The sequence below is a fragment of the Pseudomonas sp. F220 genome, assembly GCF_057813935.1.
Window position 1 is genome coordinate 63,005 of the sequence record NZ_JBVASJ010000029.1, and the last position, 17,620, is coordinate 80,624.

Below are 17,620 nucleotides of genomic sequence, written 5' to 3' on the forward strand. Positions count from 1 at the left end.
CTGTGATTCTAAGGGGATCTGGCGCGCTGAATCAAAACTCCCGGCACAGAGAATCAAGACATCCCCCCCGCCAGGGCCCCTAATAGGAGTCATCCGGTACAGAGCTTCTCGAAGTCCCGAGCGCTTGAGTTTTCCTTCACTTTTTCAGGCTGCGCCATGATCAATATCGAAACGCCCACCTATTACACGGCCACCAAAAAATACAATCTCAGCTTCCCGACGCTGGAACAGGATGTGGAAGCTGACGTTGTGATCATTGGCGGCGGTTTCTCCGGCATCAATACGGCGCTGGAGCTCGCCGAAAAAGGCATCACCAATATCGTCGTGCTAGAGGCGCGTTACCTGGGCTTTGGCGGCACCGGGCGCAATGGCGGGCAGATCATGGCCGGCATTGGTCACGACCTGGAAAAGATCAAAAAGGACGTGGGTGAGGACGGTCTGCGCCAGGTTTTCGAGATCAGCGACCTGGGCGCGGACATCATCAAGGACCGCATCGCCAAGTACGACATCGATGCCGACTTCTGCCACGGCTACGGTTACATGGGTTTCAACGCCCGCCAGGAAAAGACCCTGCGCGCCTGGGAAAAAGACTTCAAATCGATCAACAGCAAACACGAGATTCGCTTTCTCGGCGGTTCCGACGTCAAGCAAATCATCGGCTCCGACGCCTATAGCAGCGCCCTGTTGCACATGGGCGGTGGTCATGTTCACTCGCTGAACCTGCTGCTCGGTGAAGCCAAGGCGCTGGCCGGTCACGGCGTGCGGATTTTCGAGAACAGCCCGGCCCTGGAAGTCAGTTATGGCGAGCGCATCACCGTGCGCACCGGCCGCGGCTCGGTCAAGGCCAGCAAACTGCTGTGGGCCTGCGACAGTTTCCTCAACAAACTGGAACCCGAACTGCACCGCTCGACCATCAACACCTATGCCTTCCAGATGATGACCGAGCCACTTTCGGAGGAATTGATCAAGCGCATCAGCCCGATTCGCGGTGCCTACAGCGACATTCGTCCGGTGATCGACTACTACCGCGTCACCAACGAAAACCGTCTGCTGTTCGGCGCGGCCACACCGCTGGTCGAGCACATTCCCCAGGACCTGAAAGCCTGGAACCGCAACCTGATGCTGAAGATCTTCCCCTACCTCAAAGACGTGAAAATCGACCTGGCCTGGGGCGGTCCGATGGCCTGCAGCCCGAATCTGTTTCCGCAGATCGGCACCCTGCCCGGTCGCAGCAACGCCTTCTTCGTTCAGGGTTATTCGGGCTTCGGCGTCACCCCGAGCCACATTATCTGCAAGGTGCTGGCCGAGGGCATGAGTGAAGGTTCAGCGCGCTATGACCTGGTCAGCTCGATCCACCGCCCGACCATCATCGGCAAAGACGCGATCCGCCCATTGTTGCTGACCGCCGGCAAGTCCTGGCACCAGCTCTCGGGTTACTGGAACGGGCGCCGCTGACGGCCAAGGCGCTCTTCCCTTCTCTGTTTATTACTCATCAGGAGCAACTGCCATGACCCTTGTTACCCTCAAAAAAGACATCCAGCTGTCCGAACTGGACGCCTGGGGCACCGTCGCCGACCTCGGCTCAGAGATCCTCGAAGGCGAAGTCAACGCCTTCGGCAAAATGACCTTCGGCGCGCCGACCGACCCGGTCAGCAGCGCCTACTTCGGCACCACCCAGGGTAAGTTCCGGATGGTCTATCCATTCGCCGAACAAGCCACCGTGGTCACCGGCGAAGTGGTCCTGACCGACGAATCTACCGGCCAAAGCACTCGCTACAAGGCCGGTGACAGCTGGTTCGTGACCAAGGGCACGCCTGTGCTCTGGGAAGTGGTCAGCGAAAGCTTCGTCAAACACTACTTCGCTGTGGTCTGATCGATCCCGGCTGCCGGCTCCAACCGGCAGCCCTTTTGGCGAAGGTGACCGACCATGAACGCCATCCCCAGCCAGGAAGTCGCCGGCCATTGCCTGCAGGCTTTCACTCAACTCGTTCCTGCCAGTCAGGCGGCGTTCTACTGTGTCGACCGGCACCTGCAAGCCCGTGATTTCCGGCTGCATGGCATGAGCAGTGAGATGCATCGCGACTATCTGGACAACTACTACCCCGTAATTGCGTGTCCAGCGGGCTGGCCGTGGTGCCTCTGGGTTTTGCCATGGCTCGACAGCCGACACGGGACAGTCGGCGCTATCGGGATTTTCTGCAGCGCTACGGCGTTGTCGATGTGGTGGAGATCCTCGCCCATCGCGCCGGCCAGCCTCAGGCCGCCATTTCGTTGTTACGCACCGCCGAACAAGGCGCCTTCACCACCGCCCAATTCGCCCAACTCAATGCCCTGCAGTCCTTGCTGCAACTGGCCGTCGCGAACATGCAGCCCTGTGAAGATCCGCTGATCGGCCTGACGCCCAAGGAGCGGCAGATCGCGTTGTTGTTGCGCCAGGGCGCCAGCAACAAGCAACTGGCCCGGGAACTGGAAGTCGGTCTGCCGACCATCAAGACCCACCTGATCAACCTGTTTCGCAAGACCGGCGTCAGCAGCCGCACCGAGCTGGTGGGGACGCTGTTTCTCTAGCTCTGATTCTTTAGCCCGGCTCAACCATCCGGTTGATAGGCGAGCGCGTCTGCGAACCGCATGCTCCACGTTGTTATTTCACACAACCGGAGCATTACAATGACAACACCCTCTGACTGGATCACCGTTGGCGCCCTGGCCGACGGCTTCGCCCCAGAAGCCTTCATCCTGCCGAACCTGGCCGACCTGAACGGCAAGACCTTCACGTTGCACTTCGCCAACGGCTGGCAAATCGAGCATCGTTTCGACAGCGAAACCCTGTCCTGGACCGCTACCGATGGTCACTCCAGCGGAACCGCAGCGTATCGGGCAACCTCGGTGCGCCCCGGTCTGTACCTGGTCGATTTCATCAAGCGAGAAGGTGGTCAGGCCTGGTCGGTAAGCCTGGTGCTCGACACCGCCAGCGCTTCGTTCACCGCCGTGATCGGCCACATGCCGACCCAGGAGCAAACCCGTGAAGGCCTCTACAGCCGCGCACTGGCCGGCAAGAGCCTGACCTCGGTCGAGGTGGACTTCCTGCATGGCAGCCTCGATCGTCCGTGGCAGGAAGGCCAGTGCCCTCACGCACCGACCAGTGAACTGACCGGCCTGCGCAACCTGTATCGCTACAGCCCGAGCGAAGTCTACGAACATATCTACCTCAACGATCAATTCTATTCCTGGCAGTGCCTCAAGGGCGTCGAGCAAGGCCTGTGCGACACCGACCGCTGCCACTACTACAAGATCGCCGATGAGCTGTACCTGTTCGTCTGGCGCGAAAAGATTATCCCGACCCTCGGTCTGGTGCTGATCGACCTGCAACAGCACCGCAGCGACGGCAAGATCTTCGGTTATGCCGGGTCGTCCTTCGATGAACTGTCGAACTTTCCGGTCAGCTCTTACTGCCAGGTCCTCAACCGGACGGAGTATCCCGATGCCTGAGCCACGTACCGTTGCAATCACCGGTGCCGGGACTGGCATCGGTGCCGCCTGCGCCCGGCTGTACGCAGCCGAAGGCGCCAACCTGGTGCTGATCGGCCGCCGCCGCGAGCCGCTGGAGCAGGTTGCCCGGGAAACCGGCGGCCTGGTCCTGGTCGGCGATGCCGCCTGTCCAGACACCTGGGAAGGTTTCGTGGCGCAGATTCGTCAGCGCTACGGTCGACTCGATGTGCTGCTGGCCTGTGCCGGCGGCCACGGTCTGGGCAGCGCCACCCAGACCAGCCCGCAAACCTGGGAAGCGGCGCTGCGCAGCAACCTGGACAGCGCCTTCTACAGTGCCCGGGCCTGTCTGCCGCTGCTGTTGGAACGTGCCGGCAACATCGTGCTGATCGGTTCCATTGCCTCACTGGCGGCAGGGCCCGAAGTCTGTGGCTACACCACGGCCAAACACGCGCTGCTCGGCCTCAACCGCTCGCTGGCCAGGGATTACGGCCCGCGCGGTGTACGGGTGAATGCCGTCTGCCCGGGCTGGGTACGCACGCCCATGGCCGATCAGGAGATGCAGCCGCTGATGGATTTTTATGGCGAGACGCTGCAGCAAGCCTATGACCGGGTCTGCGCCGATGTGCCGTTGCGCCGGCCCGCCAGCGCCGAGGAAATCGCCAGGGTGTGTCGCTTCCTGGCGTCCAGCGAGGCCTCGATCATCACCGGCGCGACCCTGGTGGCCGACGGCGGTTCGAGCATCGTCGATGTGCCGACCCTGGCCTATACCCATATGGAGCAAGCTCATGCTTGAAGACTGCGCTTTCAAAGATCTGGACTTCAGCGGTAAAACCGTACTGGTGACCGGTGGCGCACAGGGCATTGGCCGTGCAATCGTCGAAGCCTTCGCCTTGCGCGGCGCACGCGTGGTAATCGCCGACCTGCAACTGCCCCAGGCCCAGGCGCTGGCCGTCGAATTGTCCGGGCAGGCGTGTCGGGTCGAAGCCGTGTGCGTCGATCTGGCCGATGCAACAGCCGTGTTCGAACTGGTTCAGGATCTGGAACAACGTGTGGGTCGGCTGGATATTCTGGTGCACAACGCCGGGTACTTCCCGCTGACACCCTTCGCCGAGATCACCCCGTCCATCCTCGACCGCACCCTGGCAGTCAATCTCTCGGCGTTGTTCTGGTTGACCCAGGCAGCCTTGCCGATGTTCCGCAGTCAGGGTCAGGGCTGCGTGCTGGTCACCTCATCGGTCACTGGCCCGCGAGTGGCCTATCCTGGGCTGAGTCACTATGCGGCGTCCAAGGCAGGGGTCAACGGATTCATTCGCAACGCCGCACTGGAGCTGGCCGGTCTCAATGTACGAGTCAATGGCGTCGAGCCCGGCATGATCGCAACACCTGCCATGGGCAATCTGGGGGACGATCAGGTCAACAGCGATATCGCCAGCCGTGTGCCCCTGGGGCGACTGGGCACTGCGGCCGATATCGCCGGGGCCATGCTGTTTCTCGCATCGGATCTGGCGAGCTACATGACCGGACAGACGCTGGTGGTCGATGGGGGGTCGACCTTGCCGGAGGTTTGAACTAGCCAGGCTCGGAAGCCCCACGTTGAGACTTCAGGAGTTTACGGAATGATGCTGTCATTTCTTTTCGCTTGTCGTGACCCATCATTCCCCGCTTACATAGAAAAAAATCTATGCAGCCAAGAACACCCAAATGCCAATGCGTCCCACAAAAAAGTGCCGATGGACGACTGGGTCATGACGGCAGGCTCCACATCATTCGACTGCCGCCACCGCTGACTATCGAACCCGCAATCTTGAGCGAAGGCCTAACAATGAATAAAACCATTTCTCGTCGTAGCGGAGGTCAGATTTTGGTGGATGCCTTGCGCGTCCATGGCGTCAAAAGAGCGTTCTGTGTTCCAGGAGAAAGCTACCTCGCGGTACTGGACGCACTGCATGACGTGCGCGAAGAAATTGATCTGGTCGTATGCCGCCAGGAAGGTGGTGCAGCCTACATGGCTGAAGCGTATGGCAAGCTCACCGCAGAGCCAGGTATCTGCTTCGTTACCCGTGGCCCGGGCGCGACAAACGCCTCTATCGGTGTTCACACAGCGTTCCAGGACTCATCTCCAATGATTTTATTCATTGGCCAGGTCGCTCGCGATCAGCAATATCGTGAGGCTTTTCAGGAAGTAGATTTTCGTCAAATGTTTGGCCCGTTGGCGAAGTGGGTCGTGCAGATAGACGACGCACGCAGAATCCCGGAGCTGATCAGTCAGGCGTTCCATCGTGCGGTCAATGGAAGACCCGGGCCTGTCGTAGTCGCTTTGCCAGAAGACATGCTGACCGAAATGGCAGAAGTTGCCGATGCAGGGCCATTCAAACGCGTTTCGATGACGCCGGCAGCCGAGCAAATGACCGCCATGCAGCAACTGCTAAAGCAGTCTGCGCGCCCATTGATGGTGCTGGGTGGCAGTGGCTGGGATACCGGGTCAGTGCGCGACATTCAACTTTTTGCTGAACAGCAGAACTTACCGGTTGCAGCCTCCTTTCGCTGCCAGGACCTGTTCGACAATCGACATCCGAACTATGTCGGCGATCTGGGATTCGCCGCATCCGCCCAACTGTCTTCAGCCGTCAAGGACGCCGATCTGCTGCTGGTAGTGGGCTCCCGAATGGGCGAGGTCTCGACGGGCGGATATGCTGCTTTGGATATCCCCGTCCCCAAACAACTATTGATCCATGTTCATCAAGGTATCGAAGAGCTGGGACGCGTTTACCAGCCATCGCTGGCGATTAACAGCAGTATGTCGAGTTTCGCAGCCATGGCCGCCCGGCTTGCGCCCGCCCCGTCATACAATCACCGTGAGTGGACGCGCGCACTGAACGATCACTATCAGCGTAACCTGGAATGCCCGGCCTCCCCTGGCGATGTTCAACTGGGCGAAATCATTGGCTGGCTGAATCAGCGGCTACCCGATGACGCCATTCTCACCAATGGTGCCGGTAATTACGCCGTCTGGCTGCAGCGCTTTTATCAGTACCGCCACTACCGCACCCAGCTCGGCCCAACCAACGGCTCCATGGGCTACGGTGTTCCTGCTGCTGTGTGCGCCAAACTGACCTGTCCGGATCGAGTGGTGGTTTCATTCTCAGGGGATGGCTGCTTCTTGATGAATGGTCAGGAGCTGGCTACGGCAGCGCAATATGGTGCCAATGTGATTTTCGTTGTTATCAATAACGGAATGTACGGAACCATCAGAATGCACCAGGAACGCAACTACCCAGGACGGGTTTCAGGGACCGAATTGCTTAACCCGGATTTCGCAGCACTTGCCCAAGCCTATGGACTCCATGGCGAGGTGGTAACAACAACGTCGGAATTTGCGCCAGCTTTTGAACGCTGCCTTGAGATGTCCCGGCCATCCTTGATTGAGGTCAGAGTCGATCCTGAAGCATTGACACCTCGACTTAGCCTGACTCAGATCAGAGAGCAATCAAGCAAAAAGTAAACGGCAACCAATCCTCCCTTATGGGCGCCTGATTCACGACTGACAAGGCGCCCTTTTTTTGAAAACACGTCAAGGTTACGTCTTCAACAACGACAGTGACGTTATGAACCCGCTCACGCCGCCCCCACCGCCTGCTGCAAATGACTGGAACGAAAATCCTTGGGCGATAGCTCGAACTGCTTCTTGAACGAGCGGCTGAAATGCGCCGAATCGGTGAAGCCCCACTTGTAGGCGATCGAGGTGATCGATTCAGTCCTCAGGAAAGGGTTGGTCAAGTCATCGGCGCTGCGTTTGAGCCGTGCCCGTTGAATGTAGCGGCAGACGCTATCGTCCTGCTCTTCGAACAACCGATACAAATGACGCACCGAAATGTTCAGCCGATTGGCCAGGCCCACCGGGCTCAGGCCGGGCTGAGTCAGGGATTCATCAATGACTTTCTGGACATAGCTGCGCAGGTTATTGCCCTGCAACGAGGCTCTGTCGTCCCGCGAATCATGATCCTGCTCGAATGCCGAGCCGAGCAGTGAAACAAACGCACACTGCAGGGCCTCGCCCTCGCCCACGGCACCCTCGCCCTCCAGGCTGTCCTTACACAGCTGATCCATCAGGACATGCAGCATCCGCCCGCAGGCCTTGCTCGAGGAAATCTTGCCGAAGGTCTTGGGTTGGCTGCCGAGCTGCTTGCACACTTCATTACGTGACAAGGACAGAGAGGCATGTTCGATCAGGCCGAATGGGGTGATTTCGATGGAGCCTGCCGAATCCATCAGCAGCAGATCCCCAGGGGCCAGCTGAATGCTCTGACCATTCTGGGTGATCTGGGCGTATCCGCTACGCTGGCTGACCAGGAAACAATGCTGGTCGTTATCGTGGTCGGGATTGGGAGTGTGGCGCTTGATGAGACCCGCATTGGTGCGCAGGTTGGCCAGCGGCAGACCGCCTCGGGAGAACTTGGAAACCTCACCGATGAACAGCGAACGATTGAAGGCCAGTTCAGTGTCGAAGTGACCGCAAACAGCTCGCAGATCCCGGGTCCAGGTCTCCAGCCCGTCTTGCACAACCTGTTGGACGCTCATGGGTATCTCCACAATGGCTTTTTGTTTTTGTTGCACAATAGTTAACATGTTATCTATATGCGCGCAACAAGTACCTGTTTGCCAGAGTGAAAGCACTAATGATGCCAAAACCTCAAATCAGAGCGTGCGCAACACCCGCTGCAAACCGCTCAAGGCCTCGAGAAGCCAGGTGCGCTGTTCACGGCTCAAGGCAATGTAGCGGCGAAAGGCCGGCATCCGGTTGACCACCTCACTACCGCCCATATGCTCCAGCCGCACGCACCACTGACGCCCCTCCAGATCGATCCGCAAGTGTTTGAAGTCCAGCGGCATCAAGGCCTGGTGCAGCGCGCTGTCCTCCTGCAACCTGGCCTGCAGCCCGGCCAGTAGCGCGGTGTCTCCAGCACGCTGCCGACAGCGGATCCCGGTCCGTCGAACAGCCCCGCTATGGTGCAGTTCGAAGCTTGCCGCGCCCCCCTGCAAGGCAGGCACCCGGATCACGAACTCGGTCATGACCAGGTGCATCAGCAACTGCGACTCGGTGCGCTCGACGATCTCCAATTGCAGGCTGCCATCTTCCAGGGAGGCCCGGGCCGCCGTCGGCTCCATCTGCTCGAAACGCGTCAGGCCCAGATTGCGTCGTAGGTGCTCGAGGGTCACCCCCGGCCGATAACCGGCCGGAGCGCGTCTGGCGCTGAACAGCTCAGACAGTTTTTGCAGCATGGTCGATATACCCGTTGTGAGAATGCCCCGGCTCATTGGAAAACTCCTTGGCCAGCACTTCTTCCACCGAAGCCGGCTTGAATGGATTGACCTTCTGCACGACTAAAGTCCAGAACAGCGCGTACACCGCAGTGCAACCGAGCATCACAGCGAACGGTATATAGATGTCCGCCGGATTCATGCCGGGAGGCGTAATGAACCACATGCCCAGCAGGATGCCGATGCTGGAGACAATCTGCGGCAGCGGGAAGAACGGCGAGCGATAGGCCCGAGGCAGATCGGGACGGCGGATCCGCAGAATCACCACCGACAGCGTCACCAGCAGATACGCAAAACTCCAGGCACAAACGGCGGCCAGCACCAGGTGCATGATGTTGTCGGTGTTGCCGCCCAGATACAGCGCATGCAGGCAAGGAATCAGCATCGCCACCAGAATGCACAGCAGCGGCGTTTTGAAGCGCGGGTGCAGGTAGGTGAAGACCTTGGGCAACGCGCCGTCGACCGCCATGCCGTAGAGAATCCGCGGCACCCCGGCCATCAGCGTATTGATAGTCGCCGCCCCGGCAAACAGGAAGCCGATACCCAGCCACATCGGACCGATATTGCCCATCACCTGCTCGGCGAATTTCGGAATCGCCATGGGCGTGTCGAGCAGATGCACGCCGCTGGCGGCATCGAGCAACACGTTTTCCACCTGACGCTTCATCGCTGCGCCATAGATGAACATGCACGTCGCAACGCTCAGCAAGCCGAAAATCATCGCCTTGGGCATGACCTTGGCCGAATTGCGCAGATCCGGCGCCAAGGGCGTGACGAACTCGCAGCCGACGAACATGAACATGGCCATGCCCACCAGCGACAGAATGGTAATCAGGTCAGTGCCGACCATCGACTCACCGAACCAGCCATCCAGTTGCACCGCAGGTGCCGCGATCAGACCCAACACGCCAAACACCATCAAGGTGGTCCACATGCCGAAGGTCAGGATGATCTCGGCCTTGCCGAAGGCGCTGACACCGAAAGCATTAAGAATCCCGAACACAATGACGAAGCCAACCCCCAGCAACCAGGAACCGCCGGCCGACTCGGCCAGGGTGTTGAGGTGCTCGAAGTTCACCAGCGCCATGACCCCGGACAGAATGGTTTCCGCGGTTCCGGCAAACACATGGACGATCAGGTAGGCCGACAACGTACCGGTGATCGCGAAGAAACGGCCCATGCCACAGTTGATGTAGTCGTAGACCGAGCCGGTGGTCGGCAGGATCGACGCAGCTTCAGCGAAGGTGGTCGCCTGGGCCAGCATCATCACCACGGCGATCAGCATGGCCACGGCGAAGGCGCTGCCGCCGATGCCGAACCCCATGGTCGCGGTGAGAAGCACCGGGCTGGCCATGATCAGGCCAATGGTGCTGGCGAGCGCGGTGGGAAAACCGACCGTGCCCCGGTTCAAATGCTCGGTGAGCCTGTCATTGATCGACATAGTGCAGATCCTCGAAAGCGGATTTTTATTGTGAATGTAGCGAGCCGTTCAAGGAGCCGGCGATAAGCCCTCCCCAGCCAGTCCCTGATCGAAACGGCGCCGTGTGCAGAATCACTGTGCGCCCCTCTCGCCCTGATCGTCTTGCCCATGTCTGCCGCCGTTTTTGTTGCTCCCTGCCAACGTTCACCGCTTGGCTGACAGGATCAATTATCTGGCACGCAGATGAAAGACTTCCCCCGCTCCCGGTCGTCCTAATGGGCACTCGATCTAATTGCTGTCCAACCATGCTGGGGAAAAATAACAATGGAGCACACGCTGAAAGCGCGATCGCTGTCCAAGGCTATCGGCCTTGGAATCGCACTCTTGATCGCCGACTCGTCGGCCCAGGCCTACGAGCTTTACGCCGATAACGACACTAAGGTCACTGGCAATTTCCTGGCCGTTTACGGAATGTTCAATAGCCGCAAAAACTACGACGGCACCACCGGCGGTTCCAGCTGGCGCGAAGGTTTTATCAAGTACGGTTTGAGTGTCGATCAAACGCTGGGCCGCCTGGGCAGCGTCTACGGCACCGCCAATCTGGTCAGCTCCGGCACCTGGGGTGACGGCGATGCGGCGGGCATCACCGACGGCACGGAACGCACCACCAAATTCGACGAGGCCTTCGCCGGCTGGCGTTCCGGCGACCTGTTCCCGGTGCTCGGCAAAGACGGCGTGGACCTGTCGTTCGGCCGCCAGATCATCACCTTAGGCGACGGTTTCATCATCAATGATGACGGCCTGAACCTGGGCAAAGGCGTTGCGGACGGTGAGTTCAACCGAGGCGGCGCCTACTATCTGGCCGCTCGCCACGCCTTCGACGAGACCGCGGTCGTGCGCCTGGGCGGTAAAGAAGGCGTTCACGGCAGCCTGATGTGGATCAAGTCCGACAACCGCGCCCAGGCCAAGACCGAGATGGCCGCCAGCACCCTGGAATACACCGCCGCACCGGGTACTCTGGGGCTGACCTACATCCACGGCATTAGCGTCGATGAACATTTTGCCAGCGATTTCCAGAAGCAACGTGAAGGCATGAATATCTACAGCCTGCGGGGCGCCGGTAATGCCGGGATCGAGAATGCCCACTTCGCCTTCGAATATGCCTGGCAGGACAAAAATGCCGGTCCGGAAAAAGCCTGGTACACCGAAGCCGGCTACACCTTTGCCGATCTGCCCTGGTCACCGGACCTGACGTATCGCTACAGCCGTTATTCGAAAAACTGGGATTCGATGTTCAACGGTGTCAGCCGTGGCTATGGCACCTGGTTCCAGGGCGAAGTGGCCGCCAACTACTCAGGCCCCTTCAACAGCAACACCTCGGTCCAGCATGTCGGGCTTAAGCTCAAGCCGGTCGATCCGGTGACCATCGGTGTGCTGTTTTTCGACTACAAGACCCTGCACAAGAGCGACGCGCTGAACCTCGACAGTCGCGAACTGGATCTGTATGCCGAATGGGCGGTGAGCGAACACCTGATCGTCACCCCGCTGGTGGGCCTGTATAAGCCGAATAAAGATGAAAGCAACGGCGGCAACCAGGTGGGCGGCAATGGCACCAACGTCTACAGCCAGCTGACCGTGGCTGTACCCTTCTGATCCCCTTCAGGAGCTGCCTTGCGCAGCTCCTGAATAGAGTTACTGCTTGTGCTGATGCAACATCGTCTGAATCTGATGAGTCGCCTGGCGGGTATTTTCCGCCAGCTTGCGCACCTCATCGGCCACCACTGAAAACCCGCGCCCGACCTCCCCGGCCCTGGCCGCTTCGATGGCGGCGTTCAAGGCCAACAGATTGGTCTGGTCGGCGATGCCCTTGATAACCCCCACCACCGTCGCGATCTGGCCATAGGTCGCCCGATTCTGCTCAAGCATCTGTTGATGGGTGGCCTTGGCCGAACGCTCATCGCTGATATCGCGTACCGCGCCGATTACACGGGTCAAACATCCCCGCTCATCACGGACCGCACGGCCACGCTCGCGACACCAAATATAATCACGGGTCTTGTGGCGCATCCGGTATTCAAAGACGTACTCGCCACTGCCTTGGGTGCCGAGGATTTCCCGGTCGAAGATCGCCATGATCTTCGGCAGATCGTCAGGCTGAGTGATGCTGACCTGAGCGTCCCAGCCGTCGGGAAGCTCCTGCGGGGCATAGCCCATGAGGAGGCGGAACTGGTTGGAAAACCGCATGCGGCTGGCTGGATCCTGAACATCGCCGTTGACCACGGTGATATCCCAGCACCCTTCAGTCAACGTCGACTGCAACAGTTCCCAGATCTGCGCCTCGTGCTGATGTTGGCGGGACCGCTGAGTGTGCTGGTTCAACTCGATCTCAAGGGTTTGTTCGCGATGCCGGGCCTGTTCCAGTTGCTGGCGAAGCGTTTCGAGCGCTTGCTCACTGCGCTCCAATCGGGCGGCCTGATCCTTGGCCAACTCTGCGGCCGACACCAGTTGCTGTGCGAATCGGGCGCTCTCTTGCGTGAACTGTTCCAGTTGCAAGGCCTCGGTGAGCGCTTGCAGCTGCTTATGTTTCTTGAAGAACATCAGCCTGTCCTTTGTTCATCGAGTCGAAACACTGGATCTGATAGCAAGCTGACGGTGATTGCTTGTACGAGGCTGCTGAACCGTTTGCTCCTGCCTGCCACGAGTAACTCCGCACATTCCCGTAGCAGCTGGCGAAGCCTGCGTTCGGCCGCGCAGCGGTCGTAAAATCAGACACCTCGGTTTTTCAGGTTAACCGTGGAGGCAGGATTTACGACCGCTGCGCGGCCGAACGCAGCCTGGCGGCAGCTGCTACGGACCGCGTAAAAGCTTAACTGACTGGCATCACGCCCAGAGGCACCGCAAAAACCTGATCGCTATCAGCAATTGCTGATCAGCTGCTTCAACACCGTCTTGAAGGTTTCGATCTGTTCTTCGCTGAAATCGGCGAATACCTTGTCCTGCTGTTCGCGGGCAATCGCCCAAAGGTCTTCGGTCTGCTCAATACCGGCAGCAGTCAGGCGCACGCGGTTGTCATCATCGTTGACCAACCCTTTGCGCTTGAGGTTGGCCACCGCCTCATCAATTTCCCGGACAGGCATCGCCACCTCCCGCAACAGATCATTCAGGCTCAGGCCGGCGTCGCTTTCCAGCACCATCAACATCCGCGCCTCGCTGGTACGCAGGCCGGTGGACAGTTGCCGTGGCTGGTAACCGGACTGGTAAGCCCGCACCGCCTGGGTCATCAGGTAATACAGGTTGTGGCTAAGGCGCCCCTGGAAATGGCTGCTCGGCGGTTGGCTTTCATCGCGTTTGGTCATGCGGGTATGGGGCAAGACCATGGAGTAGGCGCCTTGGTGATAGAGCAACGGCGAGCGGCCGAAGTCGTCGAAGGCCACCACCTTGCCGATCATGATCCAGTGATCGCCGCCGTCCACCTGCTGGTATTTCTCGCAGTGAAAACGCGCCGAACAATCGGCGAATACCGGCGAGCCGCCCTCACCCGCTTCGAATTCGATCTCGGCGAAGCGATCTTCTTTGGGCCGGGCGAAATTATTGGACAGATCGATCTGGTCTGCCGCCAGTACGTTGACCGCAAAATGGCTGGCCTCTTCGAACACCTCATGGCTGTTGGAGCGTTTGTCGATACTCCACAGTACCAAAGGCGGATCGAGGGATACCGAGTTGAAGCTGTTCGCGGTTACCCCGACCTTGCGCCCGGATGCGGTGGCAGCGGTCACCACGGTCACCCCGGTGGCGAAATTGCCCAGTGCCCGGCGAAAGGCTCGTGGGTCGAAGGTCGTTTCAGATGCTGCGCAAACACTGTTATCAGACATGCAAGACTCCCGGACTGCTTCCAGGAGCAATCCTGATTGTTGTTATGGGGTGCTGGTCCAGCTCAGATCATGCTCGGATCGGGCTCCAGGCCCATCAGCTCGCGACCGAGGATCTGCGCGCAGACATCGTAGTCGGTGTAGGCATGGGCACCGGTCATGTGCGAATCGCGGAACAGACGCTGCATCTCGTTGTGCTCGAACCAGGCATTGCCACCAGCCGCCTCGAACAGACGGTCCACCGCCTGGATGCACATCTTGGTGGCGTAAGCCTGATTGGTGCGCCAGAACGCCAGGGTCTCGCGGCTTGGATAGCGCTGCTGTGCACTGTGTTCGGCATGTTCTTCCCAGGTTTTCTCGAGAAAAGCCCGGGCCGCAGCTACCTGATGGGTCGACTCGGCCAGGCGCATCAAGGCCGGGGTCGCCGCACCTACCGCAGCACCGGTGTAAGCGCGCACGCGGGTTTTGGTCTTTTCGCGGAACACCTCGAGCATCCGCTCGGCCACACCCAGGCTCACGGTGGAGAAACCGCTGGCGAAGTAAGGACGGTACGGCGAGTAGAAGATCTTGCTGTCCGGGTACAGACCGAAGCCTGCGGACTTACCTTCCATCATGTCTTTGGCTTTCTGGATGCGATGTTCCGGCACCAGCACACTGTCGATGATCAAGGTCTTGGTGCCGCTGCCTTTCATTCCCGCAGCGAACCAGTCGTCACGGATCTGGTAGGCGCTGCGCGGCAGTACCGCGAAGCAATAGTCTTGGGCGCCTTCAGCATTCTTGCGGCGGAAACCGACAATCGCCCACTCGGCGTGATCGCAGCCGCTGCTCCAGCCCATTTCACCGCTGAACAGCACACCACCTTCGGTCTCTTCGGTGCGGCCAAAAGGCGCGATGCTACTGCTGGCGGTGGCGTGCGGGTCAGTGCCCCAGACTTCCTGCTGCAATTTGGCCGAGAACAACGCCAGTTGATGGCTGTGAGTGCACAGCAGGCTCATGGCCCAGGCGGTGCTGGCACAGGAGCCTGCGAGCAAGGCAATGCAGTCGGCAAATTGTGGCAGCGATATTTCCATGCCACCGAACTTCTGCGGCTGAAAGGCACGGTGCATGCCGATGCCTTTGAGCAGCGCAATGTTCTCGTCGGGGACCTTGCGGTCCTGCTCGGCCTGAAAGGCATTGGCAGCGATGGTCGGCAGAATGGACTTGAGGTCTTCGAGGAGCGGGTTTGGCTTTTTCATGGATGGCCCTGCTTATTATTGGATGTCCGGCCACCTCCCAGAATCGAGGAGCAGCACTGGATGCAGGGCCAGTATGGAGCGAGCCATCCAGGTAGAACATGCACCTTCCAGAGCCAAGATTGTACTTTTCAAAGGTAATGACCCAAGCCTCGCACGCCGGCTTCGAACGGCTCTGGCAGCCACAGACATCTAGCCCGGCAGCCACAGTCAAGCCACACCTGCCCCCACGGATTAACCTCGGGTTTTTCTCTTGTTCGCGATCAGGAAAACCCCATGAGCGATATTCCACTGCTGCCTCAAGTTGAAGCCTTCCTCAGTCGAAGCCATGCGCTGTTTATTGACGGCGGCTACGTTCAGAGCCATTCCAGCCAGACGCTGGAGGTGATCAATCCAGCCACCGGCCAGGTCATAGCCCGGGTCGCCGACGCGGATCCAGTCGATATCGATGCGGCGGTGGAATCGGCCAACCGCGGCTTCAAGCATTGGTCCCAGGTCGCACCGGCGATTCGTGGCAACGTGCTGCTGAAACTGGCGGACCTGCTGGAGCGCAACCGCGAAGAACTGGCTCAGATCGAAACCTGCCAATCGGGCAAAATCATCCAGATTTCCCGGGCCTTCGAAGTCGACCAGGCCGCCCACTTCCTGCGTTATTACGCCGGCTGGGCGACCAAGATCAGCGGTCAGACCATCACCCCGTCACTGCCCTCCTTCGCCGGCGAACGCTATACCGCGTTCACCCTGCGCGAACCCGTCGGAGTGGTGGTCGGCATCGTGCCCTGGAACTTCTCAACGATGATTGCCATCTGGAAACTCGCCTCGGCGCCGGTGACTGGTTGCAGCATCATTATCAAACCCAGCGAATTCACCCCGCTGACCATCCTGCGGATCGCCGAACTGGCCATCGAAGCCGGTCTGCCAGCCGGTGCGCTGAACGTATTGACCGGCAGCGGTCTGGTCGGCAAGGGGCTGATCGAACACCCAGGCACCGACAAGGTCTCGTTCACAGGTTCAGTGCCGACCGGCATTGCCGTCGGCCAGAGTGCCATGGGCGCCGGGTTGACCCGCGCCACCCTGGAGCTGGGTGGCAAAAACTCTGCAGGCTTCCTGCGGGACGTGGACCTGGACAAGGCGGTCAACGGAATAATCGAAGCGGGTTTCCTGCATTCCGGGCAAATCTGTGCCGCCGCCGAGCGTTTCTTCGCCCATCGCTCGCAGATCGAGCCAATCATGGACAAACTGGCCCAACGCCTGAGCAAGCTGAACATCGGCTCGCCACTGGATGAGCGCACCGAATTCGGCCCGGTTACCAATCGCCAGCATCAACTCAAGCTCGAAGGTTTTTTCGCCAAGGCCCGCGCCGAAAACAACACCATCATCCACGGCGGCAAGCTGATCGACCGCCCCGGCTGCTATGTCGAACCGACGGTGATCCTCGCCAACACCATTGATGACACCCTGCTCAACGAGGAAACTTTTGGCCCGATAGCCACCTTCTTCCCTTACGACACCGAAGAAGAACTGCTCGAACTGATGAACAACACGCCTTATGGCCTGAGTGCCAGCCTCTGGACCAACGACCTGAGCAAGGCGCTGCGCATGGTGCCCGCCATCAAGGCTGGCACGGTATGGGTGAACATGCACACCCTGCTCGATCCGGCGGTGCCGTTCGGTGGTATCAAGGCATCTGGCGTAGGGCGGGAGTTCGGTAGTGCGTTTATCGAAGACTACACCGAGCTCAAATCAGTGATGATTCGCTACTGATAACGGTTGGCCAAGAGAGGGGCAAATGCTTGGTTCCTTTGGTGCGGATAAACAGCGCAAGGTCAGCCGCACCTCTGAGCGAAGGGTTTTGCCTGGCGAGCGGAAGAATTGACCACAACGAAAAAAGCGACCTTGCGGTTAATGCCTGTCAGTGAAGGATTTGAACGCCGCAATACCTTGTGGGAGCGAGCTTGCTCGCGATGGCGGTGTGTCAGTAAACATTAATGTCGAGTGACACTACCTCTTCGCGAGCAAGCCCGCTCCCACAGGGATTGCGCTTAACTGACTGGCACTAACCTTAGGGTCGCTTTTTCGCGGACTTATGAACTTCAGTAGAAATTAACAAGTCAAATGTTAGAGCGGGAAACGAGACTCTAATCCAGCTTCCAACCCATCGAAACCTAAGGAAGGTCTGAAGTACCCGCCGATTTTTCATGCCCTCGCTACTTGAGGTTCAAAAAATCATGCGTCGGTCGAAAAACAGACCTTTCCTGCCCTTAATTCATGGTTCTTTCCTTTAATCGCGC

General features: G+C 59.3%; 14 protein-coding genes and 1 pseudogene. 9 read left to right on the forward strand and 6 right to left on the reverse strand.

Translation table 11 applies throughout. From position 1 onward, the window contains the following. The first annotated feature begins 156 nt into the window (after positions 1–156). From ACZYSM_RS21585 to ACZYSM_RS21615, 7 genes and pseudogenes are all read left to right on the forward strand, one after another. Complete coding sequence (locus ACZYSM_RS21585; RefSeq protein ID WP_489074379.1) at positions 157–1,455, forward strand: NAD(P)/FAD-dependent oxidoreductase; 1,299 nt, start codon at positions 157–159, stop codon at positions 1,453–1,455. 52 nt (positions 1,456–1,507) lie between these two features. Beyond that, positions 1,508–1,873: a cupin domain-containing protein gene (locus tag ACZYSM_RS21590; protein ID WP_489074381.1), complete on the forward strand. Its 366-nt coding sequence runs from the start codon at positions 1,508–1,510 to the stop codon at positions 1,871–1,873. A 54-nt stretch (positions 1,874–1,927) separates the two neighbouring features. After that, positions 1,928–2,568, forward strand: a pseudogene (locus tag ACZYSM_RS21595) (helix-turn-helix transcriptional regulator). A gap of 99 nt (positions 2,569–2,667) precedes the next feature. Continuing rightward, entirely contained in the window at positions 2,668–3,489 is an 822-nt protein-coding gene (locus tag ACZYSM_RS21600; protein ID WP_489074383.1) for a molybdenum cofactor biosynthesis F family protein, read from the forward strand. Continuing rightward, complete coding sequence (locus tag ACZYSM_RS21605; protein ID WP_489074385.1) at positions 3,482–4,282, forward strand: SDR family NAD(P)-dependent oxidoreductase; 801 nt, start codon at positions 3,482–3,484, stop codon at positions 4,280–4,282. The genes ACZYSM_RS21600 and ACZYSM_RS21605 overlap by 8 nt, the downstream gene beginning before the upstream one ends. Then, positions 4,275–5,057 (forward strand): SDR family oxidoreductase, encoded by a 783-nt coding sequence (locus tag ACZYSM_RS21610; protein WP_489074387.1) that lies wholly within the window; start codon positions 4,275–4,277, stop codon positions 5,055–5,057. The genes ACZYSM_RS21605 and ACZYSM_RS21610 overlap by 8 nt, the downstream gene beginning before the upstream one ends. Positions 5,058–5,311: 254 nt before the next feature. Next, the gene (locus tag ACZYSM_RS21615; RefSeq protein WP_489074389.1) at positions 5,312–6,991 is read left to right on the forward strand and encodes a thiamine pyrophosphate-binding protein; all 1,680 of its coding nucleotides are present in this window, start codon (positions 5,312–5,314) and stop codon (positions 6,989–6,991) included. A gap of 113 nt (positions 6,992–7,104) precedes the next feature. Here the strand turns inward: ACZYSM_RS21615 and feaR are convergent, their stop codons facing one another. From feaR to ACZYSM_RS21630, 3 genes are all read right to left on the reverse strand, one after another. After that, positions 7,105–8,067 carry a transcriptional regulator FeaR gene (gene feaR, locus ACZYSM_RS21620; protein WP_489074391.1) on the reverse strand — a complete coding sequence of 321 codons (963 nt, stop codon included), beginning with the start codon at positions 8,065–8,067 and terminating at the stop codon, positions 7,105–7,107. Between the two features lie 117 nt (positions 8,068–8,184). Beyond that, a complete protein-coding gene (locus tag ACZYSM_RS21625) occupies positions 8,185–8,769 on the reverse strand; it encodes a DUF3156 family protein (protein ID WP_489074393.1) in 585 nt (194 codons plus the stop codon). Beyond that, positions 8,750–10,249 carry an APC family permease gene (locus ACZYSM_RS21630; RefSeq protein ID WP_489074396.1) on the reverse strand — a complete coding sequence of 500 codons (1,500 nt, stop codon included), beginning with the start codon at positions 10,247–10,249 and terminating at the stop codon, positions 8,750–8,752. Before ACZYSM_RS21630 ends, ACZYSM_RS21625 begins: the two co-directional genes overlap by 20 nt. 303 nt (positions 10,250–10,552) lie before the next feature. On the opposite strand from ACZYSM_RS21630, the gene ACZYSM_RS21635 reads away from it, so the two are divergent. Then, positions 10,553–11,881 carry an alginate export family protein gene (locus tag ACZYSM_RS21635; protein ID WP_489074398.1) on the forward strand — a complete coding sequence of 443 codons (1,329 nt, stop codon included), beginning with the start codon at positions 10,553–10,555 and terminating at the stop codon, positions 11,879–11,881. Between the two features lie 39 nt (positions 11,882–11,920). Here ACZYSM_RS21635 and ACZYSM_RS21640 read toward each other — a convergent pair whose 3' ends face one another. The 3 genes from ACZYSM_RS21640 to ACZYSM_RS21650 form a co-directional block, all read right to left on the reverse strand. After that, complete coding sequence (locus ACZYSM_RS21640) at positions 11,921–12,826, reverse strand: methyl-accepting chemotaxis protein (protein ID WP_489074400.1); 906 nt, start codon at positions 12,824–12,826, stop codon at positions 11,921–11,923. A 317-nt stretch (positions 12,827–13,143) separates the two neighbouring features. Continuing rightward, complete coding sequence (locus ACZYSM_RS21645; RefSeq protein ID WP_489074402.1) at positions 13,144–14,100, reverse strand: p-hydroxyphenylacetate 3-hydroxylase reductase component; 957 nt, start codon at positions 14,098–14,100, stop codon at positions 13,144–13,146. Positions 14,101–14,162: 62 nt separating this feature from the next. Next, positions 14,163–15,332, reverse strand: a complete 1,170-nt coding sequence (locus tag ACZYSM_RS21650; RefSeq protein ID WP_489074404.1) for a p-hydroxyphenylacetate 3-hydroxylase oxygenase component — start codon at positions 15,330–15,332, stop codon at positions 14,163–14,165. Positions 15,333–15,605: 273 nt separating this feature from the next. On the opposite strand from ACZYSM_RS21650, the gene ACZYSM_RS21655 reads away from it, so the two are divergent. Beyond that, the gene (locus ACZYSM_RS21655) at positions 15,606–17,093 is read left to right on the forward strand and encodes an aldehyde dehydrogenase family protein (RefSeq protein ID WP_489074406.1); all 1,488 of its coding nucleotides are present in this window, start codon (positions 15,606–15,608) and stop codon (positions 17,091–17,093) included. Positions 17,094–17,620 lie beyond the last annotated feature (527 nt).